Genomic DNA, 24,272 nt, shown 5'->3' on the forward strand with positions numbered 1-24,272 from the left:
GCCGTTTCGTAGTTTGGCCGGCGGTAGCGCTGAATGTGCCCCCTTGACACATGCGGTTGGGCTGCGCCCAGGCCATACGGGGAGAACACGAGGCCCCAGCCTTGGGCTTGCGCGCCCTGCGGCGCTTCTGGGGCTGGGCCGGTTGGGGGATGTGGGGGTCGTTGCGGGAGTTGGATCTTCTGGTCTGCGGGGTGGCGGCTTAACGTGCTCGGGGTGCGGCGACGGGATCGGTTTGGGCGGTTGGGTGGGGTTGTGGGGGTGGTGGTGACTCCGTTTTCGGGGTCTGGGCGGGTGGATGGGGGTGGGGTTGGGGCGGTGGTCGAGCGGTTGGTTTCCGGTGGGGTGTCCGTTGTGGTGGCGGGTGGGGATTTTGGGGAGTTCTCCGGGCTTTCCGGTGGGGAGGTTCGTCAGGTTGTCGATGTTGCCGTCGACGTCGCGCGGGGGCGGGCGGTGGTGTTCGGGGCGGTGGGGGGTGATCTCGAGTCTGCGGTGGCGGCTGCTCGGTATGCCGGGTTTCGGGGGGTGGACGGGGTTTTCGTGCATCCGCCGGTCGGGGCTGTCGGGGAGGGGTGGGTGGTGTACCACCGGGTGCTTGCCGACTCCGTTCCTTCGGTCGGGGTTGTGGTGCGGGCGGATTTCGTCTCGGCTCGGGAGGTTTCGGCGTTGGTGGACGCGTGTCCCAACGTCGTCGGGGTGGTGGTCGGAGGTGGGGATCCGGTTCGGGCGGGGGTGGTGGCTCGGGACGTCGGGTTGGAGCGGGTCGTGTGGTTGAGCGGGGGTGGGGAGTTGGGGGTTCCGGGGCATTCGGTGTACGGGGTTTCCGGGTTTCTTTCCACTGTTGCCGTGGTGTTGCCCGAGTTGTCCTTGCGGTTGCACGCGGCGTTGGGGAAGGGGGACCTGCCTGGCGCGATGGCGGTGTGGGACGTGGTGCGGCCGTTGGTGGAGTTGCCCCATCCCGTTGCCGTGGTGAAGGAGGCGTTGGCGTTGTTGGGGGTGTGCGGGGCCGGTGTTCGGGCGCCCTCTCCCGTGCTGTCGGTCGAGGGGCGGGCTGTGGTGGCCTCGGTGTTGACCCGGTGGGGGTTGCGGTGAGATCCACCGTCCCTTGTGGACGTTAGTACGATGGGGTGATGATCGAGGTCGTGCGCAGTGGCTTGGTCGACGCCTCGCCGGAGCGGGTGTGGCACGTGGTGTCGCGGGGCGATCGGGTGGTCGAGTGGCTCGCGTTCGCCGACCGGGTCGAGGTGGTCGGCGGGGGTGGGTGCGGGGAGCGGCGGACGGTGTTCGGGCGGTGGCGGGGGCGGGTGTCCGAGGTCGACCAGGAGGTGGTCGAGTACCGGCGGCCCGCGGTGGTGGCGTGGCGGCACGTGGGTGAGCGGTGGGACGGGAAGGACGCGCCCCGGTTGGCGGCGCGGACCGAGTTCCGGGTGGAGTTGGAGGCGTCCGGTGATGGGACGCTCGTGCGGCTGCGGTCGCTCCAGGAGCCCGCGTCGGCCGGGAAGGGCTTGCTGATCAAGCTCTTCGGCGCGCGGGCGGTCGCGCGGGGGATGGAGAGGTCGTTGCGGGCGCTCGGGGCGCTGTTCTAGCGGCCGTACACCGAGTTCAGCCACACCCACGTCAGGGTGTCGACGAGGTCGCGGTCCTTTCGCGCCGAGCGGCGCGCGGTCGTCCTGGCCAGGAAGGCCTGTTCGTTCATGGACACCAGGACGGCGGCCAGCGAGCGCGGGTCCGGGCCGTCGGGGGCGGTGCCCTCGGCGCGTTCCAGGGCGATCTGCTGCGCGGTCGCGTCCACGAACTTCTTGCCCACGCCCGCCCAGAACGCGCGCATGCCGTCGTCCACCGCACGTGCGGCTGCACGCAGCACCGGACCGTGCGCGCGCCAGACGGCCAGGCTCGCGCCCAGCGCGCGGCGGATCGCGTCCTCCGGTGGCTCGCTGCCCCGGCGCAGCCAGGACGACGCGGCCTCGTAGAGCTCGTCCAGCACGGACGTGGCCAGCGCGTGCAGCACCGCCTCGCGCGAGGCGAAGTGGAAGTAGAAGGTGGAGCGGGAGATCCCGGCTCCCGAGGCGAGTTCGTCCACGGCGATGTCTTCCAGTGCCCGGGTGCGCAACAACCGCGTCGCGGTGTCCAGGATGGCGCGCGAGGTCAGGTCGCCTTTGCTGGGCCGCCGCCGAGACCCGACGCCGACCGGCGTGCGTGGGGACATGGCGCACATCCTGGGTTCCGCGACCACGCCTCCGCAAGACCCGGAAGTCCGATGACACCGGGTCGGCGCAGTGGCACGTCCACAGTGGACGGGGCGGGACGCCTCGGGTAGACAGGACGGGTGGACCCGGTGTGGGCGTTGCGACAGGTGGCGTTCCAATTGGAGCGCGCGGGCGAGCCCACCTACCGCGTCCGGGCGTTCCGCTCCGCCGCCGCGGTGCTCGCGGAGCTGACGGCCGACCAGATCGCCGCGCGGGCCGCGAACGGGACGCTCACCGACCTGCCCGGCATCGGCAAGTCCACCGCGGGTGTCGTGGTCGACGCGCTGGCCGGGCGCGAGCCGTCCTACCTGGCGAAGGTGCGCGCGCCGGTGTTCGGCGGGCAGGCGATGCGGGCGCGGCTCAAGGGCGACTGCCACACCCACTCGGACTGGTCGGACGGCGGCAGCCCGATCCGCGAGATGGCCGAGGCCGCGCGGTCGCTGGGGCACGAGTGGGTGGTGCTCACCGACCACTCCCCCAGGCTCACCGTGGCGAACGGGCTGTCCGCCGATCGGCTGCGCGCGCAGTGGGACGTGGTGGCCGAGCTGAACGTGGAACTGGCCCCTTTCCTGGTGCTGACGGGCATCGAGGTCGACATCCTGGACGACGGCTCGCTGGACCAGGACCCGGACCTGCTGGCGCGGCTGGACCTCGTGGTGGCGAGCGTGCACTCGAAGCTGCGGATGCCGGAGAGGGAGATGACCGAGCGGCTGCTGACCGCGGTGTCCAACCCTCGGGTGGACGTGCTGGGCCACTGCACGGGCCGGCTGGTGGTGGGCAAGGGGCGGCCGGAGTCGACGTTCGACGCGAAGGCGGTGTTCGAGGCGTGCCGGGAGCACGGCACCGCGGTGGAGATCAACTCCCGGCCGGAGCGGCGCGACCCGCCGACCAGGCTGCTGACGCTCGCGGACGAGCTGGGGTGCGAGTTCGCCATCGACAGCGACGCGCACGCGCCCGGTCAGCTGGAGTGGGTGTCCTACGGCTGCGAACGGGCCGAGGAGCTGGGCATCGGGCCCGAGCGGGTGATCAACACGAGGAGCGCGGCCGAGGTGGTGGCGCGTCGGCGCGGGACGCCCGGACCAGGTGGCCGTACCACGGGATGAGCGGTCCGGTGCGGCCGTTCACCAGGCGTTCCCAGGTGCCCCGGCACAGCGTGAGGAACGGGTCGGGGTCCCAGTCGGCGGCCAGGTCGGCCAGCGGGCGGTCGTGCACGTTGCCCAGCCAGAAGCGGCGGTCGAACCCGTAGGACACCGGCACCACCGCGCCGTTCGCCTCGACCACGAGCGGGGTCAGCCACCGGCCGAGCGGGGTGTCCGGCTCGACGGGCGCGGCCATGAACGCGCCGGGGCGGCGGGTCAGCACGGTCCGGGGCACGGCGTCCAGCTGCACGGCCAGTCCGTGCTCCTCGGCGATCCGGCCGAGTTCGACCGCCGCGTAGGCGAGTTCGACGGCGTCTGGGCGTTCACCCGGCATCAGCCGGTTCGCCGCGCCCTCGGGCTCCAGCGGGTGCACCTGGAGCAGCAGCGCGCCGGAGTCGGCCGCGGCCAGCGCCACGTCGCCGAGCTGGGTGGCGTTGCCCTGGGTCAGCGTGGTGACCACGCCGACCGGGATGCCGACCTCGACCAGCCGGCGGATGCCGGTCAGCGCCTTGTCGAAGCTCCCGGTCCGGTCCCGGATGCGGTCGTGGGTGGCCGCGTCGCCGTCCAGCGACACCGCGACCAGGTCGACCAGCCCGCGCACCAGGCCGATCCGGCGCTGGTTGAGCGCCACCGCGTTGGTCGTCACGGTGGTGCGCAGGCCCGCGTCCCGGGCGGCGCGCAGCAGCGCGGGCAGCTCGGGGTAGAGGAACGGCTCGCCGCCGGACACGTTGACCACGTCGTAGCCGAGGTCGACGGCGTCGCGCACCACCTGGCGCAGCACCGCGATGGGTATCGACTCCGCCACGTCCGGCCCGGAGCTGGAGTAGCAGTGCAGGCACCGGAGGTTGCACAGCCTGGTCGGGTGGACCTGGAGCACGGCCCGACCACCTGTCTGCCTCATACGTCCACCCTCCCGTGGCATCCGCTAACCGTATGGAGCAAAGAACGAGCGAGTTGATACGTCGTTGCGTCACCGTGTTTCCGATCGATTCCCCCTGAAGTGGGATTTCGACCGAATCGCCGAAACGGGTCGGGCGTGCGGCGCGACTTGACCTGCGGGGGTGCCTCCCGGTCGGGAGCCCCTTCCCGCCGACCTGGGGAGGCGACGTGGGCCGGAATTCGGGCGGGCGCGCGGCGTCGGGGGCGCGATGAGGGCGCTGGTCGCCGACGACCACGCGATCTTCCGCCACGGGCTGGTCGCGACGCTCCTGGAGGCGCCGGGCATCGAGCTGGTCGGCGAGGCGTGCGGAGGCGAGCAGGCCGTGGCGCTGGCCGCGGAGCTGCGCCCGGACGTGGTGGTGCTGGTGCTGAACCTGCCGGGCGCGGACGGGGTCGCGGCCGCCGCGCGGATCGTCGCGGCGCGGCCGGGCACCGGGGTGCTCGTGCTGACCACGTTCGAGGACGACGAGTCGATCTTCGCCGCGCTGCGGGCGGGCGCGCTCGGCTACCTGCTCAAGGGGTCGCGGCCGGCGCAGGTCGTGCGCGCGGTGCGGGCGGTGGGCGACGGCGAGGCGGTCCTGGGTCCGACGATCGCGGCGCGGGTGCTGGGTCGGCTCGGCGCGCCGCCGGACCGGTCCGGGGCGTTGCCGGACCTCACCGGGCGGGAGCGCCAGGTGCTCGCGCTGATGGTCGCCGGTCGTGGCGACCACGCGATCGCCCGCGCGCTCGGGTTGAGCCCGAAGACGGTGCGCAACCACGTCACCGCGATCCTGCGCAAACTGCGCGTGGCGAGCCGCGCGCAGGCCGTCGAACGGGCGGTGGGCGCCGGTGCGGTACCGCCGGGAGACCACTACGCCCGGTAGCCGCCCGCGGCAATCGGCAATTTGCATTCCGGATTTTTCGACAAAGAGAGCAATCGACACATTGAGACATTGCCGACACGTTATGCGAATAGCCCAAAGGTGTCATTGCCACCACCTATTGGGTGCCGCGAATATGTCGCCATGCCAGGGAACGCGTACACGTCGGTCCGGTCCCGCACGGTCGCGAACGCGCTGCGGCTGTACCGGGAGGAACGCAAACTCAGTTGCGAGGACGTCGGCGAGGTCCTCGGCGTGTCGGCGAGCAAGATCAGCCGCATGGAAACCGGCAAGAGCGGTCTCCAGTTCGAGGACGTGAACGCGCTGCTCGGCTACTACCGGGTCTCGCCCGCGCGCCGCAAGGAACTGCTCGACCTGGTCCGCCGGGGCGAGGACATGGGCTGGTGGGAGCGCCAGGCCGGGCTGCCGAGGTTGTGGCGCACGCTGATCGACCTCGAGGACAAGGCGACCCGCATCCAGAGCTACGAGACGATGATGGTCCCGGGGCTGCTGCAAACCGCCGAGTACTGCCAGGCGCTGCTGCGCGCGGTCGACCCCGACCTGTCCGACCGGGACGTCGACGCGCTGGTGTCCGCGCGGATGGCCAGGCAGACCATCCTCACCCGGTCCTCCGCCCCGCAGTTCCTGGCCGTGCTGCACGAGTCCGCGCTGCGCATCCGGGTCGGCGGCGAGGGCCCGATGCGCAGACAGCTCAGACAACTCGTGGACCTGGGCGAACGACCGAACATCACGGTGCTCGTGGTGCCCACCAGCGCCGGTCCGCACGTGGGCGTGCGCGGGTCGTTCACCCTGCTGGACTTCCGCCACGAGCCCACGACCGCCTTCGTGGAGAACCAGCACACCGGCCGGTTCTTCGACGACGCCGCCGACCTGGACGGCTTCCGCGGCGCACTGCGCACCATTGTCGAGGTCGCCCTGCCCCCGGAGGGCTCGGCGAACCTGATCTCGGCGCTCACGAGGGAGTGACCCCATGGTCGAACCGTGCTGGCGCAAGAGCACCCGCAGCAGCAACGTGGCCAATTGCGTGGAGGTGGCGCGGGTCGACCGCGCGGTGGCGTTCCGCGACTCGAAGAACCCCACCGGCCCGGTGCTGTCCATCCCGCTGGACACCGCGCGCACCTTCCTGACGACCCTGAAAACCTGACCGCCGGGCAATCGCCGAAAGGTCGCGGCTTTCTCGATTCGGGGCGTCCGTCCTCTGTGGACGGGGTGTAGTGCGACCACCGTTCGGGTACCTCGGGGACCCCAGCAGGCCGCGAAACCCGAGGAGCGATCACCGCACATGGATTGTTCCGAGGTGGAGTTGCGACTGGCGGCCGGGCCCGCCCACCTCTCGACGGTCCGGGCGGTGGCCGCGCAGATCGCCAGGTCCACCCCGGAACTCGCCATCGACCTCGTGATCGCCGTCGACGAGGCGTGCACCGTCCTGGTCTCCCGTGCCGCCGCGCACGCCGTACTCGCCTGCCGGTTCACCCGAGAAGGTGAATCGGTTCGGTTTCGCGCAGAGGTCCGGTCGTCGGCGGTCACCGTGCCGGACCATCAGTCGTTGTACTGGCGGGTCGTCAGCGCGGTGACCGACGCGGTCGCCACGTGGGTCGACGGGAACGGCCTACTGCACGTCGAACTGAGGTGCCGGGCATGAGCGCGCTCGACTACCAGCCACTGTTCCACGAACTCGCGGCGGCCGAGAAGGACGGCCGGCACTACCAGCGCCTGCGCGACCAGCTGGTGACCGAGCACCTGCCCCTGGCGCGGCACATCGCGGACCGCTTCGCCGAACGCGGCGAGTCGGTCGAGGACCTGCGGCAGGTCGCCGCCCTGGGGTTGATCCACGCGGTCGACCGGTTCGACGTCGCGCGGGGCATCGACTTCCTGGCCTACGCGGTGCCCACGATCACCGGCGAGGTCCGCCGCCACCTGCGCGACCAGGGCTGGGCGGTCCGGGTGCCGCGCCGGCTCAAGGAGTTGTGCGGTTCGATCGACGTGGCCCGGGTCGAGCTGTCGCGGCGCACCGGCCGCGCGCCGACGCCCAGCGAGGTCGCGAAGCACCTCGGGCTGAGCCTGGACGAGGTCTACGAGGGGCTGCACGCGGCGTCCGCGCACCGGCTGGTGTCGTTGGACGAGGAGGACCTGACCGACGTGCTGGTGGCCGAGGACCAGGCGTTGGAGGTCGTGGAGCTGCACCACGCGCTGGACCCGATGCTGCGGGGGCTGCCCAAGCGGGAGCGGCGGATCGTGGTGCTGCGCTTCTTCCGGAACATGACGCAGAGCCAGATCGCGGACTCGGTCGGGGTGTCGCAGATGCACGTGTCGCGGCTGTTGAGCCGGTCGCTGGCGCGGATGCGGGATCTGTTGGTGGAGGGGTGAAGGCCGTGGTGGGGCTGCGGTGAGGGCCGCTTCGTCGTGGGGTGACCCGCTGTTGTGCGGGGTGACTCGCGGATCGTCTTGTGGGTGGCCCGGTGTCGACGCGCGGTTCCGGTGACCGCACAGCGGGTAACCACCGGGGACAGCTACCGGGAGGACTTGAATGCGCACCTGCGGCCTGCACCGGGTGGCCGAAGCGGACGGACCGTTCGTCTCGGTGTACTTCGACGTGACCCAGCACGCACTGCTGCGCTGGCGGGCGATGCGCGACCAGTTGGAGGCGCACGGCGCCGGCGAGGAGTTGTTGCGGCCGGTGGACGAGTCGGTGTTCGCCGACGACGCGCCGCCGCGCGGGTTGGCCGGGCGGGCGCTGGTCGTGTGCCGGGAGGGCATCCTGGTCGACCGCTACCTGCCCGTGCCGCCGACCGGGTACACCGCGCGGTTGGGCGCGCTGCCGTACCTGCTGCCGCTGGTCGAGCTGTCCGAACCGCTCGTGCCGCACGTCGTGGTGCGGGTGGACGAGCACGGTGCGGACCTGCGGGGCGTCGACAGCACCGGGCGGCCGGTCGCGGTCGCCACGGTCGGCGCGCGGCGGCCCGAGCAGCGGCTGGACCCGGTGGAGTTGGCCGACGTGGCGCGCGAGGCGACCTCGCTGGTGGACCGGCTCGGCGCGCCGTTGCTGGTGCTGGCCGGGCCGCTGTCGTGCCGGCGGTCGCTGCGGGTCGCGCTGCCCGACCGGTACCACCACCTGGTCGTCGAGGTCGACGGCTCGCCGGACCGGGAGGTGCCGCACCTCGCGGGGCGGGCGGACCGGGAGGGGCGGCGGGCGGTCGTGCGGCGGTTCCGGGACGAGACGACGCGGATGGCGGGCGGCGCCGTGCACGGGGTCGCGGACGTGCTGGCGGCGTTGGAGGAGGGGCGGGTGGAGACCGTGCTGCTGAGCGAGCCCCTCGTGGGCGGGCGCGAGGTGGACGGGGTGCGGGTGGACGAGTTGGTGCCGTTGCGGGCCGTGGAGCAGCGGGCCGACGTGGTGCTGGTCGGTGGGGCCGTGCGGTTGCACGAGGATGTGGGGGCGTTGCTCGTGCCCTGAGGGTGCGGGTGGGGTGGCCCGGTCTTCACCCGTCTTGGGAGAGCAGGCGGATCACCTCGCGTTCCGCCTTGGTGCGGTCGGTGCACTTCTTGAGGGTGCGGCCGGTGCACTTCTTGATCACCTCGCCGCGGTGGAACGCCTCGACCACCCGAGGGTCCACATAGGACTTCCGGGCGACGGCCGGTGTGTTGCCGAGCAGTTCGGACACCTCGCGGATCACCTCGGCCTCCAGGCGTTTGCGCGCCCGGGCCGAGCTCGGGCGGTCCGCCCGGGCGAACGCGACCGCCGCCGAGACCGTCGCGTGCCAGGTGCGCAGGTCCTTCACCGTGTGCTCGTCGCCGACCAGTTCCTTGAAGCGGGCGTTGACCTCGTCCGACGCGACCTCGTGGCCGGTCGAGTCGGTGAGCAGGCGCTCGTCCGGGTGGCCGGCGCGCTTGAGGGCGGCGACCGCGCGGGCCAGGTCGGGGTGCTCCAGCGTGGTGGTGAACTCGATGCCGCCCTTGGCCGGGTAGCGGAAGTCCACCTCGGACCCATGCACGGTGACGTGCGAGCACAGCAGCGTCGCGACGCCGTGGGTGCCGTTGTCCTCGGCGTAGGAGTCGCCGCCGACCCGGAACACGCCGCGGTCCAGAGTGGCCAGTGCGACCGCGAGCACGCGGGCCCGGCCCCTCCCCCGGCGGCGCAGGTCGGCGGTGATCGCGCGGCGGAACGCGGGCAGCGCGGGCGCCAGGGTCAGCACCCGGTCGTGCTTCTCCTCGTCCCGGTTCTGCCGCCAGCGCTCGTGGTAGAGGTACTGGCGGCGGCCGGCCGCGTCGGTGCCCACGGCCTGGATGTGGCCGTTGGGGTGCGGCGACACCCACACGTCGCGCCACGCGGGCGGGATCACCAGCGCCTTGATCCGGGCCACCGCGTCGGGTGGCAGGGGCGCGCCGTCGGCGTCGGTGTAGCCGAAGCCCCGGCCGCGGGCCCGACGCCGCCATCCGGGTGACGCGGGGTCGCTTCGTCGCAGTCTCACCAGGCCGGGGTGCCCGGTTCGAAAAGTGGTCAACCCGAGGGTTGAACCGAGCACCCATCGGGTATGAGAGCGCCATGACGAAGCCGTGGACCGTCGGGGTGGAGCAGGAGTTCCTCCTGGTCGACCCCGAGACACGCCGTCCGGTCCCGGCGGCGGAGTCGGTCGCGCAGCACGCCGGGTCGGAACTCGACGTGCAGCGGGAGTTGACGCCGTTCCAGATCGAGGTCGCGACGCCGGTGTGCGCCACCCACGAGGAGTTGGTCGAGCAGGTGCGGCTGGGGCGCAGGCACCTGGCCGACGCGGCGTTCGCGGCCGGGGCTCGGCTGATGGCGTCGGGCGTGCCGCCGCTGGGCGAGTCCGGACCGCCGCACATCACCGACGAGGCGCGGTACCGGAGGATGGCGTACTCGCACCGCAAGATGCTCGGCGGTCAGGGCGTGTGCGGGATGCACGTGCACGTCGGGGTGCCGGACCGGGACGTCGCGGTGCGGATCTCGAACGCGCTGCGGCCGTGGCTGCCGACGTTGTTGGCGTTGAGCGCGAACTCGCCGATCGAGCAGGCCGAGGACACCGGGTACGCGAGCTGGCGGTCCATCGTGTGGTCGCGCTGGCCGGTCGGTGGTCCGCCGCCGCACCTGGAGTCGGCCGCGCACTACGACCGGTTGGTCGGGGCACTGGTGGAGACCGAGGTGTTGCTGGATCCGGGGATGGTCTACTGGGACGTGCGACCGTCGTCGCACGTGCCGACGGTCGAGGTCCGGGTCGCGGACATCCCGTTGACCACTCGGGACGCGGTGGTGATCGCCGAGGTCATCCGGGCCTTCGCGCGGACCGCCGCGTCGTCCGGGGAGGCCGAGGTGGTGGACGACGTGCTGCTGCGGGCGGCGCACTGGCGGGCCGCCCGGGACGGGTTGGAGGGGTTGGGGGTCGACCCTCGGACCGGTGGGCTGGTTCCCGCCCGGGAGTTGGTGGCGGAGTTGGTCGGGATCGCCGAGGCCGCGTTGGACGACGCCGGGGCGTTGGGTGTGGTTCGGGAGTACCTGGAGTGGACTCGGACCGGGGGCAGCGGGGCGGCTCGGCAGCGGCGCGGGCTTGGACGGTCGGCCGATGCCCGGGATCTCGTGGATCTGGTGTTGGCCGAGACCGTTGGGGATGGGTGAGTCGCGTGGCTCGGGTGTGAGTCGGGGTGGCTCGGGTCGGGGTGGCTCGGGTTGATGGGGATTACCGTGGAGAGTGCGTCGCAGTCGGTGCGGCGTCTAGTGAGAGGAGACCGGCGTGCCTGATCCCGCGGCGACACTTGCTTCCGTTCGGGTGGAGCGACCGGCGGAGGACGTCGTGGTCTTGCACGTGTCCGGTGAGCTGGACACGACCAGTGCCGAGGAGTTGGCTCGGCCGTTGCGGACCGAGGTGGTCGAGGGGGTGCGCCTGGTCGTCGTCGACCTCGGTGGCGTGCGGTTCCTCGGGTCGGCCGGGTTGGAGGCGTTGGTGGTCGGGAGTCACCGGGCTCGGGACGTGGGGGTGCGGTTGGTGTTGGCCGCGTCCACTCGGGCCGTTCGGCGGCCGATCGAGGCCACCGGGTTGGACTCCGTCTTCACGCTTGCCGAGTCTGTGGATGAGGCGTTGGGGAGCTGAGTGCGGTTCTCGTCGGGGCGGCTGGAAAAGCGTAAAAGCGTCCTCGCCGGACGGGCAGCGCCTCCGGGGAGGAAGGGCGTCGTGTTCTCCCCGTATGGCCTGCCTGAGGCAACCACATGCGTCAAGGGGGCCGTTGTCGACTTTGGCCGGCGGTAGCGCTTGATGTGCCCCCTTGACACATGCGGTTGGGCTTCGCCCAGGCCATACGGGGAGAACACGAGGCCCCTGGCTTGGTCGGCGCGACCGTTGCGCTCGGGTCAGGCGCCGAAGGTCAGGAAGCCTACGCTTGCGGCGAATTCCGTGTCGCCCCTTGCCATGTAGGCCGCTTGGGCGTCCGCCAGGGCTTGGGCCGGGGTTGTCGCCGTGGGTAGGCGGCGGTGTAGGTCGATCATCAGTGGGGTTGTCACCTCTGCCGGGACTGGGACCACCGGGGCTATCAGGGTTCTTGTGCCCAGTCCCAGCAGGGCGGCGGTGAAGCCCATCAGTTCGTTGCCCGGGCGTACCGCGGAGAGGCCTGAGTCGCAGGCCGACAGGACGACCTTGGCCGGCGGGACCTGGAGGCGTTCCAGGTCGAAGACGGTCAGGGGGCCGTCTGCCAGTTCCAGGGCGGAGAACAAGGGGTTGTCCGCTCGGAAGGAGCCGTGGGCGGCCACGTGGGCCAAGGGGGCGCCGTCCATTGCCGCCGCCACGGCGTCGACCGTGGCCGCCTCGTCCACCAGGATCGTCGCCTTGGTGGTCAGGGTGGCTATCGCGCCGATTTCCGTCGGGGCTGCGGGGAGTCTGGGGCCTGCGGCCAGTAGTGGGCGGTCGTGGGGGACGAGGGACGACGTTGCCGCCCTGAGCCAGACCGAGGCTGACGGTGCCACGGTGACCGGGCGGCCTCGCAGAGCCGGCAGTGCTGCCCACGGGAGGCCGCCCAGGAGGCCGGTGGGGGCCAGGACCAGGGGGCGGTCGGCTGTTCTTCGGTGGAGTGGGGCCAGGAGTCTTGATTCCAGGAGGGTGGCCGCGTGTTCCGCGCCGGCTCGGACCGCGGCCCGGTCCAGGTGTTCCGGGAGGGTGACCAGGCGGTGCAGGGCGAAGCGGAGGAGGCGGATTTCCCTCACCGCGGCGTCGGCCGGGCCCAGGCGGTGCAGGGAGGCTCGGCCGCCGGCTACCACTACTGCGAGTAGTGAGCCCTCGAAGTCGACGTACTCCACCAGGGCCGCCTCGCCCAGTGCCCACGCCAGGTCGGGGACGGCCGGGGGTTTGCGGACCGAGCCGCCGCCGCTGGTTCGGCGGGTCAGGTCGCGGACCCGTTGTTCGGCTCGGACCTGGCGTTGGCGCAGCGCGGTGGTCGGTCTGCCCTCGGAGAGGGCGTACTCCAGGTCTGCCGTGGTGGCGCGGAGTTCGGCCAGGGCGTCGGCGAGGCCCGAGTCCTCCGGCGGGCGGGCCGGGGTCATGCGGAGGGCGCCCGCGCGCCAGCTCTCGGCCCAGGACAGCACCTTCGCGGCGTGGCCGCCCGCCACCGCGGTGCGCAGGCCCTCCAGGGCCAGGGCTTTGCCCTGCGCCCCGCTCAACGCCCGCAGTTCGGCCGCGCCCAGCGACACCCGGTACTCGTCGAGCAGCACGAGCCCGCGACGCAGCGCTATCTGGGCGCCGCGGGCGTTGCCCGCCAGGTCGCGGGCCACCGCCTCGGCGTACCAGCCCTGGACGCGGGACGCGGCGGTGCCGCCACGTCTGGCCGCGCCGGCCACGGCCAGTTCGCGCAGCGCGGTGCGGTGGTCGCCGAGGTCGCGGGCGATCAGGGCCGCGTCGACGCGGGCCTCCAGGGCGGCGACGCGCCAGCCGAGGGCGTCCAGGCGGTCGGCGACCTTGGTCATCGCGGTGGACAGCCGGCGGGAGCGCCGGCCGCTCAGGTAGGCCGCACGCAGTTCCACGTGCCGGGCGCCCGCTTCCCAGACCTCGCGCTTCTCGCGGCGGAAGCCCTTCTGGGCGGAGATCGCCATCGTCTCGGCCAGGTCCAGGTCGCCCTCGAGCAGCGCGATCCGGGCGCGGTGGAACAGGGCTTCGGAGCGGGCCAGGACCAGGTCGCCGCCGAGGTCCTCCAGGGCTCGGTCGGCCGCGGCGCGGGCCTCCTCCAGCAGCGGCACCGAAACCAGCAGTTCCAGGCGGTTGATCAGCAGCGCCGGCCGCGGCACGTCCAGTCGGCGGTACTCGCGCTCGGCTTCGGCGAACATGGTCAGGGCGCGGGGGACGTCGCCCGCCCGCGACGCCGAGATGCCCGCGTTCCAGCGCACGTCCGCCACCGCGAGTTCCTGGTCCAGCTCCAGGTAGAGGGCGGCCGCGCGGTCGAAGTCCTCGTCGGCGGCGCGCAGGCCGCCGGTGTAGGCGCGCAGCAGGCCGCGGTTGTTCAGCGCGCGGGCCTCGACCAGGCGTTCGCCGGACCGGCGGACGACCTCGATCGCGGCGTTGTACTCGCGCAGCGCCTCGTCGTAGCGGCACAGGTAGTGCAGGACCAGACCCCGTTGCATGCGGCCGCTGCCCGCGTCCGCGCCGCGCAGGTCGGGCAGCGCGGCGTTGACCGCGCGCAGCGCCGCCTGGTGCCTGCCGGTGTTCGACAGGACGAACGCGAGGCTCATCCGGGCGAGCGCGGCCAACCGCGCGGAGCCGGCTCGTTCCGCCGATCGGATGGATTTTCGCAAATGTCGAAGGGCACCCTCGAAATCGTGCAGTTCGCGCAACGACAACCCGATCGCGCGCTCCGCGATCGAAGCCTCGTGCGCGTCTCCCGCCGCCCGGGCCGCCTTCAGCGCCGAACGGCCCATCTCGATCGCCGCGCGCGGGTCCCGTTGCCGGGCGTCCAGCGCTGCGGCGGCGGAAACCACGGCCACGAAGCCACCTTATTACCACGTCCGCTGTGGTAGCTTGATCTTCACCCTGTCGACGACGCTGCTGTGAGGCCGTGGTGTCCGAACCCCCGAATCGCGCGGAGCTTTACCAGGAAGCGTTCCTCAAGTCGATCAGGGAACACCAGGACTTCCGCCTGTACGCGGAAAGGGGGCGGGAGTTCCTCTTCGTCGCCCGGGAGCTGTTGACGATTCCCGAGGACGTCGCACGGGTGGCCGCCAAACTCACCCGGAACGGCATCGCCAACGAGCGCGGCAAGGATTTCGGGGGAATGTCCCGGCTGGTGCTGCCGCGCAATTCGGACGACATCCCGGACATCGTCCGGCTGCTGCGCGATCCCGCCCAATGGCCCAACGAGCGCGTCCCCTACGTGCAGCCGCACCACGTGGCGGTCGGCCACGGCGGCAACATGCACGGCAACCCGGGTCAGCCGCCGAAGGTCGCCGGACCGCTGGCGAACCCCACCTCCGCGCAGCTCGCGCTGGGCCGGGGCGTGACGGTCGCGGTGGTCGACACGGGCATCTCGCAGAGCGCGCAGAGCGACCACCCGACGTGGCTCGGCGGCTCGTACGCGCCCAGGTCGGACGAGGTGGACGCGGCCTACGCGTACGGCGACTACTTCGCCCTGGAGGGCGGACACGGCACGTTCGTCGCCGGTGTCGTCCGGCAGGCCGCGGCGGGCGTGCGGCTGGACCCGGAGCGCGCACTGGACCCGTGGGGGCTGGGCACCGAGGAGGACTTCGTCCGGGCGCTGGCGTCGTTCGACGAGCGCCCGGTGCACGTCGTGAACATCTCGCTCGGCTGCTTCACCCAGGACGACGTGTGCTCCGAGCCGATCCGCCGCGCGGTCGAGAAGCTGTCGAAGGACGTCGTGGTGGTGGCGTCCGCGGGCAACGCGGGCACCACCCGGCCGAGCTGGCCCGCCGCGCTGCCGTCGGTGACGGCGGTGGCCGCGGTGGCGCAGGAGCTGGACGGCAGCCGGGCGCCGGCGTGCTACAGCAACCACGGCTACTGGGTGGACGCGTGCGCGGTGGGCAACCGGACGTCGACCTACCTGCGCGGGCGCTGGCAGCTCGCGGGCGACCCGACCGTGGACGTCTACGACCGGTTCGCCTACTGGCTCGGCACCTCGTTCGCCGCGCCGCACGTGGCCGGCCGGATCGCGGCGCTGATGACCACGGCGAACCTGTCCGCGGTGGCGGCGCGCAACCAGCTGCTGGCCGGCGCGCCGTTCTTCCCGGGCTACGGCGTGTACGTCGGATAGGCGTATCTGGCGGAGTCGCCCGGACTCCGTAGTGTGTGGCAGCGAAAACACCCCGGTCCGGCACCCGGCCCCACGCGGCGAGTCACGCCCTGGACAAGAGGAGGGGACGTGACCCCTGCATCCCCGGTCGCGGCGCTCGTGCGCGCGGCGGCGGCGGGCGACCAGCGGGCGTGGAACGACATCGTCGACCGCTACACGCCGCTGGTGCTGGCGGTGATCTACCGGCACCGCCTGCGCCCGGCCGACGCGGCGGACGTCAACCAGACGCTGTGGTTGCGGCTGGTCGAGCAGATCGGCCGGTTGCGCGACCCGGACGCGCTGCCCGGCTGGATCGCGACGACCACGCGCAACGAGTGCCTGCGGATGCTGCGGCTCCAGCAGCGCACCCAGCCGTTCGACCCGCTGGCGGACGAGGAGCCGGCCGGGCCGGACGGTCCCGACCTGGCCGACGAGCTGCTGGCCGCGGAACGGCGGCAGGCGGTGCGCGACGGCTTCCGCGAGCTGACCGAGCAGTGCCGGGTGCTGCTGACCAGGCTGCTGGAGGACCCGCCGCCCTCGTACGCGCTGGTGAGCGAGGAGTTGGCGATGCCGGTCGGCAGCATCGGCCCGACCCGCATCCGGTGCCTGGAGAAACTGCGCAGGACGCCGTCGGTGCTCCGGTTCCTGGAGCCGCGGTCGGAGGACGGAGGTGTGCTGGATGAGCGTTCCGGGGTGGGAAAGCGATGAGGCCCTGCTGCGGGAGCTGGCACAGGCGTTGACCGAGGCGAACGAGGTGCCGCCGGGGTACGCGGAGGCCGCGCGCGCCGCGTACACCTGGCGCACGGTCGACGCCGAGCTGATGCTGCTGACCAGCTACGACTCGGTCCTGGACGCGGAGTTGGCCGGCCGGGCCCGCGCGTCGGTGACGGCAAGGCAGCTGGTGTTCGACGCGGAGGGCGTGTCGGTGCAGGTCGAGGTGACCGAGGCGGGGATCGCGGGCCAGGTGCTGCCGGCCGGACCCGGTCGGGTGGAGCTCTCCACCGCGAGCGGTCCGGTCGAGGAGGCGGAGCTCGACGAGCTGGGGTGCTTCCTGCTCGGTCCGCCGCCGCCCGGTCCGGTGCGGCTGCGCTGCCACGTCGGCGGCACGACCGTGGTGACCGACTGGGTGTGCGTGTAGCCCCGTCGCGGGTTTTCCGCCTGCGACGGGGCACTCACCGTCCGGGAGGGAACGAGTCGGCCCCAAACCTTGACGCGAAGGATTCGACTCCGCCAGAGTTGCGGTTCTGATCTTCCTCCGCCGCATGAAAAGACGATGACCAAGCCGTCGAGATCTCCGCGCGCCCCGGGTGCCGCTCCCGAGGCTCGTCCCGCACGTGCCGAACTCGCCGAACGCTGGACCACCGCCCTGACGAGATCCGCGCAACCCAAGGCGCGGGCCAAGATCAGGGACCAGCTGGTCCGGCACGTCGGCGCGCTGCTGACCGCGTTGACCGACCCGAAGCCGCGGGCCCGGGAGGCGAACGCGGTCGGCGAGTGGCTGGTGTCCGCCCGGTTCACCGGCCGCGCCTGCCTGCGCCGCACCCTGGAGGTGCTGGGCGCCGGGTTGCCCGCGCTCGTGCCGGAGTCGGCCGACCGGGTGCCGGTGCTGCTGGGCGCGCTGGCCGCCGGGTACACCGAGGCGATGCGCCGCGAGGTCGAGTCGCTGCGCGAGCAGGTGCGCGACGGCGAGTCCCGGTTCCGCAGCGTGTTCGAGGCGGCCACGGTCGGTGTCGCGCTGTTCGACGCCGACGGTCGGCTGGTCGAGACGAACCCCGCGCTGCGGGAGGCGTTCGGCGGCGAGTTCACCGCCGAGGACGCCGAGCAGTTGGCCGCCGAGTGGCGGTGGATGCGCGACGCGGGTCGGGTCGCGGCACGGGTGGAGCGGCAGTTCACCAACCACGCGGGCGACCCGCTGTGGACGAACGTGGCGCTGTCGCTGGTGTGCGATCAGGACGGCGCGGTGCGCCACCACGTGGCGGTCGTGGAGGACGTGACCGACCAGCGCGTGCTGCGGGACTGGTTGCGGCACCAGGCGTTGCACGACGTGCTGACCGGGTTGCCCAACCGGCAGAGCTTCCTGCCCAGGCTCGAGGAGGCGCTGGGCCGGCCGGGTTCGATCACGTTGTGCTACCTGGACGTGGACAGCGTCGCGATCGTCAACGACGGCCTCGGCTACGAGTCGGGCGACGAGCTGCTCAAGGTCGTGGCGCAGCGGCTGCTGGCCGTGGTGGCGGACGAGGCGGCGGTGGTCGCGCGGATCGGCGGCGACGAGTTCGTGGTGCTGATCGAGGACTCGCCGTCCACCCCGGGCATCTCGGCGCTGGCGGACGCGATCGACACCGCGCTGTCCGAGCCGGTGTACCTCGCGGCCGGGCACGGTGTGGGCGTGTCGGCGGGCATGGGTTTCGTGCGGACCGCGTCGCACGGCCTGGACGCGATGGGGTTGCTGCGGCAGGCGCACAGCACGTTGCGGCGCGCCGAGCACTCGGGCAAGGGCCAGTGGGGCATCTACGACGCGGGCGAGGACGAGCGGGACCGGTCGCGGCTGTCGCTGATCGCGACCATGCCCGGCGCGCTGGAGAACGGCGACATCGCGATCGACTACCGGCCCGTGGAGCGGGACGGCGAGGTGGTCGCGGTGGCGGCCCGGTTGCGCTGGCACGACCCGGAGTTCGGCCCGGTGTCGCACCGCGAGTGCCTGGACTTCGCCGACGAGCTGGGGTTGAGCAGGCACCTGTGCGAGTGGCTGCTGGACGAGGCGTGCTCGTTCGCGGCGGTGGAGGAGCTGCCGGTCGTGGTGCGGCTGTCCGCCGAGCAGTCCCGCGACCCGGACCTGACCGCGCCGGTGTCCGCGGCGCTGCGCGAGTCCGGCCTGGCGCCGGGGAACCTGTGGCTGAGCCTGGATTCCCGAGGCCTCGCCGAACCCGGCGTCGAGGACAACCTGACCGTCCTCGCCGACATGGGCGTCCGCCGCCTGCTGCACGACTTCGACTTCGCGCTCGCCGAGCTCGCCGCGGTGCAGCGCCACGGGATCCACGCGGTGGAGCCGAACCCGCTGCCCGACACCTCGCTGCCGGCCGAGGCGCTGGCCGTCCTGCTCCCCCTGCTGCACGCCGCGGGCGCGCTGGTCCTGGGTCCGACCGGCGACCTCGTCACCAACTAGAAACGCTTGGCGCACAAGCGAAACCCTCCACCCCGGCAGTTCGGGGTGGAGGGTTTCGCCGGCGGGCTCACGCGAAGGTCGGCTGGCGCAACGCGTGTTCGACCAGGGTGATCAGGGTCTGCTTGGTGGACTGGCGGTTGCGCGCGTCGCACGGCACGATCGGCACCGCCGGGTCGATGGTCAGCGCTTCCCTGATGTCCTCGATGCGGTGGTGCAGCAGGCCGTCGAAGCAGTTCACGCCCACCACGTACGGCAGTTCGCGGTCCTCGAAGAAGTCGATCGAGGCGAACGCGTCGGACAGCCGGCGGGTGTCCACCAGCACGACCGCGCCGATCGCGCCGCGCACCAGGTCGTCCCACATGAACCAGAACCGGTGCTGGCCGGGCGTGCCGAACAGGTACAGGATCAGGTCCCGGTCCAGCGAGACTCGACCGAAGTCCATCGCGACCGTCGTGGTCATCTTGTTCGGCGTGCTCGACAGGTCGTCGACGCCGACGCTCGCCTCGGTCATCACCGCCTCGGTGGTCAGCGGCACGATCTCCGACACCGAACCGACGAACGTCGTCTTGCCGACGCCGAAGCCACCGGCCACCACGATCTTGGTCGACGTCACGGAGAGGTTCGCCCCGCCGGACCCAGGACCGTTCATGTTGCTTCTGCTTTCCCTAGTAGAAAATAACGCGTCAGCCGCGCATCGCGACGTGGAGCTGGGAGCGGATCTCGGGCGTCAGCTGCACGCCGACGCGCTCCACCAGACGGGTCATCGCGTACCCGATCAGGCCGATGTCGCAGTTCGGCGCGGCCAGCACGGCCAGGCACGAACCGTCCGAAATGGACATCAGGAACAGGTAGCCCCGCTCCATCTCCACCACGGTCTGCTTGACGTCACCGGCCTCGAAGCAGCGCGCCGCGCCGAGGTTCAGGCTGACCAGCCCGGACGCCACGGCGGCGAGCTGCTCGGCGCGGTCCAGTGGCAACCGCTCCGAGGAGGCGAGCAACAGTCCGTCCGCGGAGACCACTATCGCGTGCGCCACACCCGCGACCCGGCTCACGAAGTCGTCGACCAGCCAACTGAAGTTGTCCAGTTCTTCAACTGCGGTGGTCACTTCTGCTCCTTGTCTGCGTTGCTGCCGAGCGGCAGCCCTTCCCATGGCAAGCCGTCGCCGTCCGCGGACTCACGTCCGAGCTGCACGCCCCGCTGGTAGGTGGCGAACCTCTGGCGCAGCCGGTCGGCCGACCGGCGCGGTGGTGCCGCGGTGGCCACGCCCGAGGGCGACGAGCCGTTCGCGGCCGGCTGCGGCGACGGTGCCGCGGCGGGACGGGGCGCGGGTCCGCCGAGCGAGCCCGGCATCAAGCGCGCCTTGGGCACGCGCTTGGGCAGGCCGACGGACGTCGTCTCGTCCACAGTGGACTTCAGCAGGTTCGACGCGGCCGACCAGCCGTCGTCGGCGGAACCCCACCCGGGCCCGCTGCTCGGGATCGCCGACGGCGCGGGCTCGCGCTTGGGCAGACCACCGGGCACGGCGGCGGGCTTGGCGGGTGGCGGCGGCGGAACGCGGGTGAACTCGGTCGGCGCGTCGTGCTCGGACTCCGGGCCCATCAGCTCGGCCCGGTCGGCGAACATGGTGCGCTCGTTGACCGTCTCCGGAGGCGCGGCGCGCGGCGGCGCGGGCGGTGCCGGCGACACGGCGGCGTGCACCGCGTGCTCGGCGGTCAGCTCCCCCTGCACCGGCGCCTCGGACGACTCGTTGCCCTGGAACCAGCGGGACAGCACGTCCTCGTAGATCGGCAGCCGCTGGGTGGCCGAGGCGTCGTCCTCGTGGTGGTGCGCGACGGGTTCCGGCTCGGGCTCCGGCTCGTCCTCGTACACCGGCGCCGCGCGCAGCGACGGCGGGTAGGTGTAGTCCGGCACGTCGGCGCCGGGCGGCGGCGCGGTCTCGGTCACCGAGGCGGTGAACAGGTCCGCGGCGGAGGTCTGCTCCAGCTCGAACGGCTCGAACGCGGACCCGGTCGCGGGCTCCGCCTCGTGGTGGTGCACGGCGTTCGGGAACGGGGCGGGCGTCGCGTCCGGCCGGTCGAACGGCGGCGTCGCCTCCGGCGTCCACTTCGGCACGCCGGAGAGCACGCCGACACCGCTGTCCTCGACGGACAGGTCTGCCTGGCGCGGCGGCAGCGGGGCGGGGCGCTGCGAGGGCGCGGGCGCGTCGGCGCCGCGGTGCAGCAACGAGACCGGCAGCACGACCTGCGCGGTCACACCACCCTCTATGTCGTCGTTGTTGCTCAGCGTCACCCGGATCTCGTGGCGCTTGGCCAGCTGGCCGACCACGTACAGGCCCATCTCGCGGGCCACCGACACGTCGACCTCGGGCGGCTCGGCCAGCTTGTGGTTGGCCTCGAGGACGTCCTGCTCCTGCATGCCGACGCCGCGGTCGTGGATGCGGATGGACACCTCGCCGCGCCGCGTCTCGATCGCCCGCACCGTGACCTTGGTGGTGGGCTTGGAGAACGCGGTCGCGTTGTCCAGCAGCTCGGCGATGAGGTGCGCGAGGTCGTTGACCACGCGGCCCTGGACCTTGAGCTCCGGCGCGGGCGCGATCTGCACGCGGGCGTACTTCTCGACCTCGGACACCGCCGCGCCGAGCACCTCGTTGATCGGCACCGGTCGGGTGACCCGACGGGTGACCGTGGTGCCGGAGAGCACCAGCAGGTTCTCGCTGTTGCGCCGCATCTGGGTGGCGAGGTGGTCGAGCTCGAACAGCGACGCCAGCTGGTCGGGGTCCTGCTCGTCCTGCTCCAGCCGGTCGATGACCGCGATCTGCCGCTCCACCAGCGCCTGGCTGCGGCGCGACAGGTTGATGAACATGTCGTTGACGTTCGCGCGCAGCGCCACCTGCTCGACCGCGAGGCGGATCGCCTCGCGCTGCACGGCGTCGAACGCGCGGGCCACCTGGCCGACCTCTTCGGTCGTCTGGATCGGCACCGGCACCAGGGCCTCTTCCGCGGCCCGCTCGGGGTCGCGGTGCGTCCGGATCCTCTTGATCGCCTCGGGCAGCCGGTTGCGGGCCACGTCCATGGCGCTGCGGCGCAGCACGCGCAGCGGCGTCAGCATCGAGCGGGCCACGAACGCCATCAGGGCGAACGCGATCACCAGGGCGAACGCGACCAGCGCCGCGTCGCGCCAGGCGCCCGTGCTGGCCTCGGCGGCCAACCGCTGCACCGTGTCGTCGGCCTGCTTCTCGATGTCCACCGACACCTGGCGGATCAGCTTCGCGGTCTCCTCGCCGGCCTTGAGCACGTCGGCGTCCGGGATGGACACCTCGCCCTGGTCGGCCTGCTGCACCAGCGCCAGCTGCACGAACTGGCTGCGCGCGTCGACCGCGGAGCCGGAGACGATGTCGGAGTAGCGCTGCCGGTTCTCCGGGCTCGCGGTGTTCGCGAACTCGGTGAGCGCCGCGTCCAGTCGGGACTGCGCGGCGCGCAGCGCGACCTCCTGGTTCGGGCCGAACCCGTGCTTCTTCGCGGTGGCGACCAGGATCGCGTTCTGGAGCGACAGCTGCTCCTTCGCGCTGTAGAGCGCGAGGTTCGCGCCGGACAGCGGCGTCAGGTCCTGGTTGCTCAGGCTGCTCGCGGTCACGCGGTGGACCTGGGCCAGCGCGCTCAGGATCTGGGTGTACGCGCTCGCGACCGAGGAGTCCGGGTAGAGGGTCCCCTGCGTGGTGTTGCGCAGGGCGTTGAGCCCGTCGAGGGCCTGCAACGACTTCTGGAACGCCTCGCGCACGGGCTGGTCGATGCCCGAGGTGGACCCGGTGACGTCGCGCAGCCTGCTGACCTGGCCGTCGACCTCGCTGGACCGCTTCGTCCACTCCGCGGCGTCGCGCCGCTCGCCGGCGACGAAGGCCACCGCGGCGTCGCGTTCGAGCTGCAACGCGTCGGACACCGACGCGACCTGCGCGGACAGCTCGAGTTCGCGCTGCACCTTGCCGAACAGCTCGACGTCGCCGAGCTGCGTGTTCAACCTCAGGCCCGCCAGGGCCAACGTGCTCAGCGCGGGCACCAGCAGCACCACGGCGAGCTTGCTGCGCAAGCGCCAGTTCCGCAGGCGCCACCGGGAAATACCCCGGTCGGCGGGTGCGGTGGTGCCAGTGGCGGGACCCGAGTCGGGTGTCCCGCTCTCGGCACCCGCGTCGAGTTCAATCCGCTCCGGTTCCCCGGAGGCGTGGTCGTCGTGACCGCGCACCGTCAGCACACTCCCCAGCCCCCCAGCCAGTTAACGACAGATCCCTGCAAACGCGGTGGATCTTGGAGGATATTTCCTGATTCTCATACCGCCGTTCGGACGCCGAACGCGGTAGTTGGCAAATCAACCATTGTGACCCGGGCCCTACCGCTGCGAGCTAAACGATCGCTAACCCGGGTTCACGGTTTTTTCACGCTGCCGACCCGACCTGGAAACGGGCGGGTGGGAGAAGCACGGCGTGACCTCCCACCCGCCCGTCACGATCAACTGCCGGAACCGGTGACGAGCATCGGCTTGACGTCGAAGTCCTTGTCGAGCAAGCCGTAGGTCCGCATCAGCGTAGCGACCCGCTGCAAGCGCGTCGCGTCCAGGGAAGTGGGGAACTCGCCGAAGTGGACAAGGCTCGCGGTTTCCTTGTCGACCTTCGCGTACTCCACCAGCAGCGGCTCGACCGTGGGGCGGTCGGCCGCGTCGCGCTGACCCTTCGCCATCGCGCGCTGGAACGCGGCGACCGTGTTCGGGTTCTCCTTGGCGAACTTCCCGGTGGTGCCGTAGCCGGCGACGGGGATGCCGTCGGTCGGGCCGGAGGCCGCGTCGAGCACGGTGACCGCGCCGATCGAGCGCTGGGCCTTGGTGATGAACGGCTCGACCATGAAGGCCGCGTCGACCGTGCCGTTCTTGACCGCCGCCTCCATCTCCGGGAACGGGAACTCCTTGAAGGTGACCGACTTCGGGTCGACGTCGTTGGCCTGCAACGTCGCCTTCGCGGTCAGCTCCGCGATGTTCTTGAAGGTGTTGATCGCGATCGTCTTCCCGGCCAGGTCCTTGGGGGTCTTCACGGCCGAGTCGGGCTTGGTGACGATCAGGAACATCTCGGGTTTGGCCTGGTAGCCGTCGTTGATCAGCTTGAGGCCGTCGACCTTGGACGCGGTGCCCTTGGCCTCGGCGGCGTAGAACGACACCCAGTTGCCGAAGGTGATGTCGAGGTCGCCGCTGATCAGACCAGGGATGGCCGCGGCGCCACCGGTGATCGTGACGGGCTCGACCTCGAGACCCTCCTCCTTGAAGTAACCCTTCTTGATCGCGACGTGCACCGACGCGACGTCGAGGATCGGGAGGAGACCGAGCTTGATCTTCGACTTCTCGACCTTGCCCGGAGCTGCGGCCTCGTTGGACGGCTTGTCCTCGGAACCGCCGAGCAGACCACAGCCGGAGACCACGGCGAGCATCGCGACTGCGGACACGACGCCGAGGATCCTTCTGGCCGTGCGGCCGACTCTTGGAGTCATGGGGGGCATCTCCTGTTGGAGTGGCGACATTGCGGGGGCAGGATGCACGGTCGACCGGGGTTGCAACGCCACACACGGTGACGTGCGAGGTTCGACAAGTACCCGGTAGACC

General features: G+C 71.9%; 23 protein-coding genes. 15 read left to right on the forward strand and 8 right to left on the reverse strand.

The window, feature by feature from the left end:
* Positions 1 to 33: 33 nt before the first annotated feature.
* Positions 34 to 1,089 carry a dihydrodipicolinate synthase family protein gene (locus tag AB0G50_RS30165; protein WP_360115259.1) on the forward strand — a complete coding sequence of 352 codons (1,056 nt, stop codon included), beginning with the start codon at positions 34 to 36 and terminating at the stop codon, positions 1,087 to 1,089.
* A 38-nt stretch (positions 1,090 to 1,127) separates the two neighbouring features.
* Positions 1,128 to 1,583 carry an SRPBCC family protein gene (locus AB0G50_RS30170; RefSeq protein WP_360115262.1) on the forward strand — a complete coding sequence of 152 codons (456 nt, stop codon included), beginning with the start codon at positions 1,128 to 1,130 and terminating at the stop codon, positions 1,581 to 1,583.
* Here the strand turns inward: AB0G50_RS30170 and AB0G50_RS30175 are convergent.
* Entirely contained in the window at positions 1,580 to 2,203 is a 624-nt protein-coding gene (locus tag AB0G50_RS30175; RefSeq protein WP_360115265.1) for a TetR/AcrR family transcriptional regulator, read from the reverse strand. The genes AB0G50_RS30170 and AB0G50_RS30175 overlap by 4 nt on opposite strands.
* A 120-nt stretch (positions 2,204 to 2,323) precedes the next feature.
* Here AB0G50_RS30175 and AB0G50_RS30180 point away from each other — a divergent pair, with 120 nt between their 5' ends.
* Positions 2,324 to 3,346, forward strand: a complete 1,023-nt coding sequence (locus tag AB0G50_RS30180) for a PHP domain-containing protein (protein WP_360115267.1) — start codon at positions 2,324 to 2,326, stop codon at positions 3,344 to 3,346.
* Here the strand turns inward: AB0G50_RS30180 and AB0G50_RS30185 are convergent.
* The gene (locus tag AB0G50_RS30185) at positions 3,270 to 4,283 is read right to left on the reverse strand and encodes a radical SAM protein (protein ID WP_360115270.1); all 1,014 of its coding nucleotides are present in this window, start codon (positions 4,281 to 4,283) and stop codon (positions 3,270 to 3,272) included. The two genes, AB0G50_RS30180 and AB0G50_RS30185, sit on opposite strands and share 77 nt — an antisense overlap.
* A gap of 247 nt (positions 4,284 to 4,530) precedes the next feature.
* Between AB0G50_RS30185 and AB0G50_RS30190 the strand changes: the two genes are divergently transcribed.
* The 6 genes from AB0G50_RS30190 to AB0G50_RS30215 all read left to right on the forward strand — a co-directional run bounded on the left by AB0G50_RS30190 (position 4,531) and on the right by AB0G50_RS30215 (position 8,656).
* Positions 4,531 to 5,184: a response regulator transcription factor gene (locus AB0G50_RS30190; RefSeq protein ID WP_360115273.1), complete on the forward strand. Its 654-nt coding sequence runs from the start codon at positions 4,531 to 4,533 to the stop codon at positions 5,182 to 5,184.
* Positions 5,185 to 5,325: 141 nt separating this feature from the next.
* On the forward strand, positions 5,326 to 6,168 hold the full coding sequence (locus AB0G50_RS30195) for a helix-turn-helix transcriptional regulator (RefSeq protein WP_360115276.1): 843 nt from the start codon (positions 5,326 to 5,328) through the stop codon (positions 6,166 to 6,168).
* A gap of 4 nt (positions 6,169 to 6,172) precedes the next feature.
* On the forward strand, positions 6,173 to 6,346 hold the full coding sequence (locus tag AB0G50_RS30200) for a DUF397 domain-containing protein (protein ID WP_360115279.1): 174 nt from the start codon (positions 6,173 to 6,175) through the stop codon (positions 6,344 to 6,346).
* 138 nt (positions 6,347 to 6,484) lie between these two features.
* The gene (locus AB0G50_RS30205) at positions 6,485 to 6,844 is read left to right on the forward strand and encodes an ATP-binding protein (protein WP_360115282.1); all 360 of its coding nucleotides are present in this window, start codon (positions 6,485 to 6,487) and stop codon (positions 6,842 to 6,844) included.
* On the forward strand, positions 6,841 to 7,569 hold the full coding sequence (locus tag AB0G50_RS30210; RefSeq protein WP_360115285.1) for a SigB/SigF/SigG family RNA polymerase sigma factor: 729 nt from the start codon (positions 6,841 to 6,843) through the stop codon (positions 7,567 to 7,569). The genes AB0G50_RS30205 and AB0G50_RS30210 overlap by 4 nt, the downstream gene beginning before the upstream one ends.
* Before the next feature lie 160 nt (positions 7,570 to 7,729).
* Complete coding sequence (locus tag AB0G50_RS30215; protein ID WP_360115288.1) at positions 7,730 to 8,656, forward strand: hypothetical protein; 927 nt, start codon at positions 7,730 to 7,732, stop codon at positions 8,654 to 8,656.
* A 25-nt stretch (positions 8,657 to 8,681) separates the two neighbouring features.
* Here AB0G50_RS30215 and AB0G50_RS30220 read toward each other — a convergent pair whose 3' ends face one another.
* Positions 8,682 to 9,671 (reverse strand): DNA topoisomerase IB, encoded by a 990-nt coding sequence (locus tag AB0G50_RS30220; RefSeq protein WP_360115291.1) that lies wholly within the window; start codon positions 9,669 to 9,671, stop codon positions 8,682 to 8,684.
* Positions 9,672 to 9,745: 74 nt separating this feature from the next.
* Between AB0G50_RS30220 and AB0G50_RS30225 the strand changes: the two genes are divergently transcribed.
* Positions 9,746 to 10,831, forward strand: a complete 1,086-nt coding sequence (locus AB0G50_RS30225; protein WP_360115294.1) for a glutamate--cysteine ligase — start codon at positions 9,746 to 9,748, stop codon at positions 10,829 to 10,831.
* A gap of 115 nt (positions 10,832 to 10,946) precedes the next feature.
* Positions 10,947 to 11,303, forward strand: coding sequence for an STAS domain-containing protein (locus tag AB0G50_RS30230; protein ID WP_360115297.1), 357 nt, complete (start codon positions 10,947 to 10,949; stop codon positions 11,301 to 11,303).
* Positions 11,304 to 11,560: 257 nt separating this feature from the next.
* Here the strand turns inward: AB0G50_RS30230 and AB0G50_RS30235 are convergent, their stop codons facing one another.
* Positions 11,561 to 14,173 carry a CHAT domain-containing protein gene (locus tag AB0G50_RS30235; RefSeq protein WP_360115300.1) on the reverse strand — a complete coding sequence of 871 codons (2,613 nt, stop codon included), beginning with the start codon at positions 14,171 to 14,173 and terminating at the stop codon, positions 11,561 to 11,563.
* Positions 14,174 to 14,247: 74 nt separating this feature from the next.
* Between AB0G50_RS30235 and AB0G50_RS30240 the strand changes: the two genes are divergently transcribed.
* The 4 genes from AB0G50_RS30240 (at position 14,248) to AB0G50_RS30255 (ending at position 18,634) form a co-directional block, all read left to right on the forward strand.
* Positions 14,248 to 15,453 (forward strand): S8 family serine peptidase, encoded by a 1,206-nt coding sequence (locus AB0G50_RS30240; protein WP_360115303.1) that lies wholly within the window; start codon positions 14,248 to 14,250, stop codon positions 15,451 to 15,453.
* 108 nt (positions 15,454 to 15,561) lie between these two features.
* Complete coding sequence (locus tag AB0G50_RS30245) at positions 15,562 to 16,179, forward strand: sigma-70 family RNA polymerase sigma factor (RefSeq protein WP_360115306.1); 618 nt, start codon at positions 15,562 to 15,564, stop codon at positions 16,177 to 16,179.
* Positions 16,151 to 16,609 (forward strand): hypothetical protein, encoded by a 459-nt coding sequence (locus tag AB0G50_RS30250; RefSeq protein ID WP_360115309.1) that lies wholly within the window; start codon positions 16,151 to 16,153, stop codon positions 16,607 to 16,609. Before AB0G50_RS30245 ends, AB0G50_RS30250 begins: the two co-directional genes overlap by 29 nt.
* A gap of 135 nt (positions 16,610 to 16,744) precedes the next feature.
* Complete coding sequence (locus AB0G50_RS30255; RefSeq protein ID WP_360115312.1) at positions 16,745 to 18,634, forward strand: diguanylate cyclase; 1,890 nt, start codon at positions 16,745 to 16,747, stop codon at positions 18,632 to 18,634.
* 67 nt (positions 18,635 to 18,701) lie between these two features.
* Here the strand turns inward: AB0G50_RS30255 and AB0G50_RS30260 are convergent, their stop codons facing one another.
* The 4 genes from AB0G50_RS30260 to AB0G50_RS30275 all read right to left on the reverse strand — a co-directional run bounded on the left by AB0G50_RS30260 (position 18,702) and on the right by AB0G50_RS30275 (position 24,115).
* Positions 18,702 to 19,283, reverse strand: a complete 582-nt coding sequence (locus tag AB0G50_RS30260) for an ATP/GTP-binding protein (protein ID WP_360115315.1) — start codon at positions 19,281 to 19,283, stop codon at positions 18,702 to 18,704.
* A gap of 34 nt (positions 19,284 to 19,317) precedes the next feature.
* Positions 19,318 to 19,740, reverse strand: a complete 423-nt coding sequence (locus AB0G50_RS30265; RefSeq protein WP_360115318.1) for a roadblock/LC7 domain-containing protein — start codon at positions 19,738 to 19,740, stop codon at positions 19,318 to 19,320.
* Positions 19,737 to 22,718: a nitrate- and nitrite sensing domain-containing protein gene (locus AB0G50_RS30270; protein WP_360115321.1), complete on the reverse strand. Its 2,982-nt coding sequence runs from the start codon at positions 22,716 to 22,718 to the stop codon at positions 19,737 to 19,739. Before AB0G50_RS30270 ends, AB0G50_RS30265 begins: the two co-directional genes overlap by 4 nt.
* 416 nt (positions 22,719 to 23,134) lie before the next feature.
* The gene (locus tag AB0G50_RS30275) at positions 23,135 to 24,115 is read right to left on the reverse strand and encodes an ABC transporter substrate-binding protein (protein ID WP_360115324.1); all 981 of its coding nucleotides are present in this window, start codon (positions 24,113 to 24,115) and stop codon (positions 23,135 to 23,137) included.
* Between the last annotated feature and the right edge of the window lie 157 nt (positions 24,116 to 24,272).

The organism is Actinosynnema sp. NPDC020468, assembly GCF_040642015.1.
Lineage (GTDB): Bacteria > Actinomycetota > Actinomycetes > Mycobacteriales > Pseudonocardiaceae > Actinosynnema.

Excerpts from the sequence above, each read along its gene's own strand:
- AB0G50_RS30200 (WP_360115279.1), top strand. The coding sequence starts at position 6,173 with ATGGTCGAACCGTGCTGGCGCAAGAGCACCCGCAGCAGCAACGTGGCC.
- AB0G50_RS30185 (WP_360115270.1), bottom strand. The coding sequence starts at position 4,283 with ATGAGGCAGACAGGTGGTCGGGCCGTGCTCCAGGTCCACCCGACCAGG.
- AB0G50_RS30195 (WP_360115276.1), top strand. The coding sequence starts at position 5,326 with ATGCCAGGGAACGCGTACACGTCGGTCCGGTCCCGCACGGTCGCGAAC.
- AB0G50_RS30260 (WP_360115315.1), bottom strand. The coding sequence starts at position 19,283 with ATGAACGGTCCTGGGTCCGGCGGGGCGAACCTCTCCGTGACGTCGACC.
- AB0G50_RS30255 (WP_360115312.1), top strand. The coding sequence starts at position 16,745 with ATGACCAAGCCGTCGAGATCTCCGCGCGCCCCGGGTGCCGCTCCCGAG.
- AB0G50_RS30225 (WP_360115294.1), top strand. The coding sequence starts at position 9,746 with ATGACGAAGCCGTGGACCGTCGGGGTGGAGCAGGAGTTCCTCCTGGTC.
- AB0G50_RS30250 (WP_360115309.1), top strand. The coding sequence starts at position 16,151 with ATGAGCGTTCCGGGGTGGGAAAGCGATGAGGCCCTGCTGCGGGAGCTG.
- AB0G50_RS30210 (WP_360115285.1), top strand. The coding sequence starts at position 6,841 with ATGAGCGCGCTCGACTACCAGCCACTGTTCCACGAACTCGCGGCGGCC.
- AB0G50_RS30175 (WP_360115265.1), bottom strand. The coding sequence starts at position 2,203 with ATGTCCCCACGCACGCCGGTCGGCGTCGGGTCTCGGCGGCGGCCCAGC.
- AB0G50_RS30190 (WP_360115273.1), top strand. The coding sequence starts at position 4,531 with ATGAGGGCGCTGGTCGCCGACGACCACGCGATCTTCCGCCACGGGCTG.
- AB0G50_RS30205 (WP_360115282.1), top strand. The coding sequence starts at position 6,485 with ATGGATTGTTCCGAGGTGGAGTTGCGACTGGCGGCCGGGCCCGCCCAC.
- AB0G50_RS30165 (WP_360115259.1), top strand. The coding sequence starts at position 34 with ATGTGCCCCCTTGACACATGCGGTTGGGCTGCGCCCAGGCCATACGGG.
- AB0G50_RS30215 (WP_360115288.1), top strand. The coding sequence starts at position 7,730 with ATGCGCACCTGCGGCCTGCACCGGGTGGCCGAAGCGGACGGACCGTTC.
- AB0G50_RS30170 (WP_360115262.1), top strand. The coding sequence starts at position 1,128 with ATGATCGAGGTCGTGCGCAGTGGCTTGGTCGACGCCTCGCCGGAGCGG.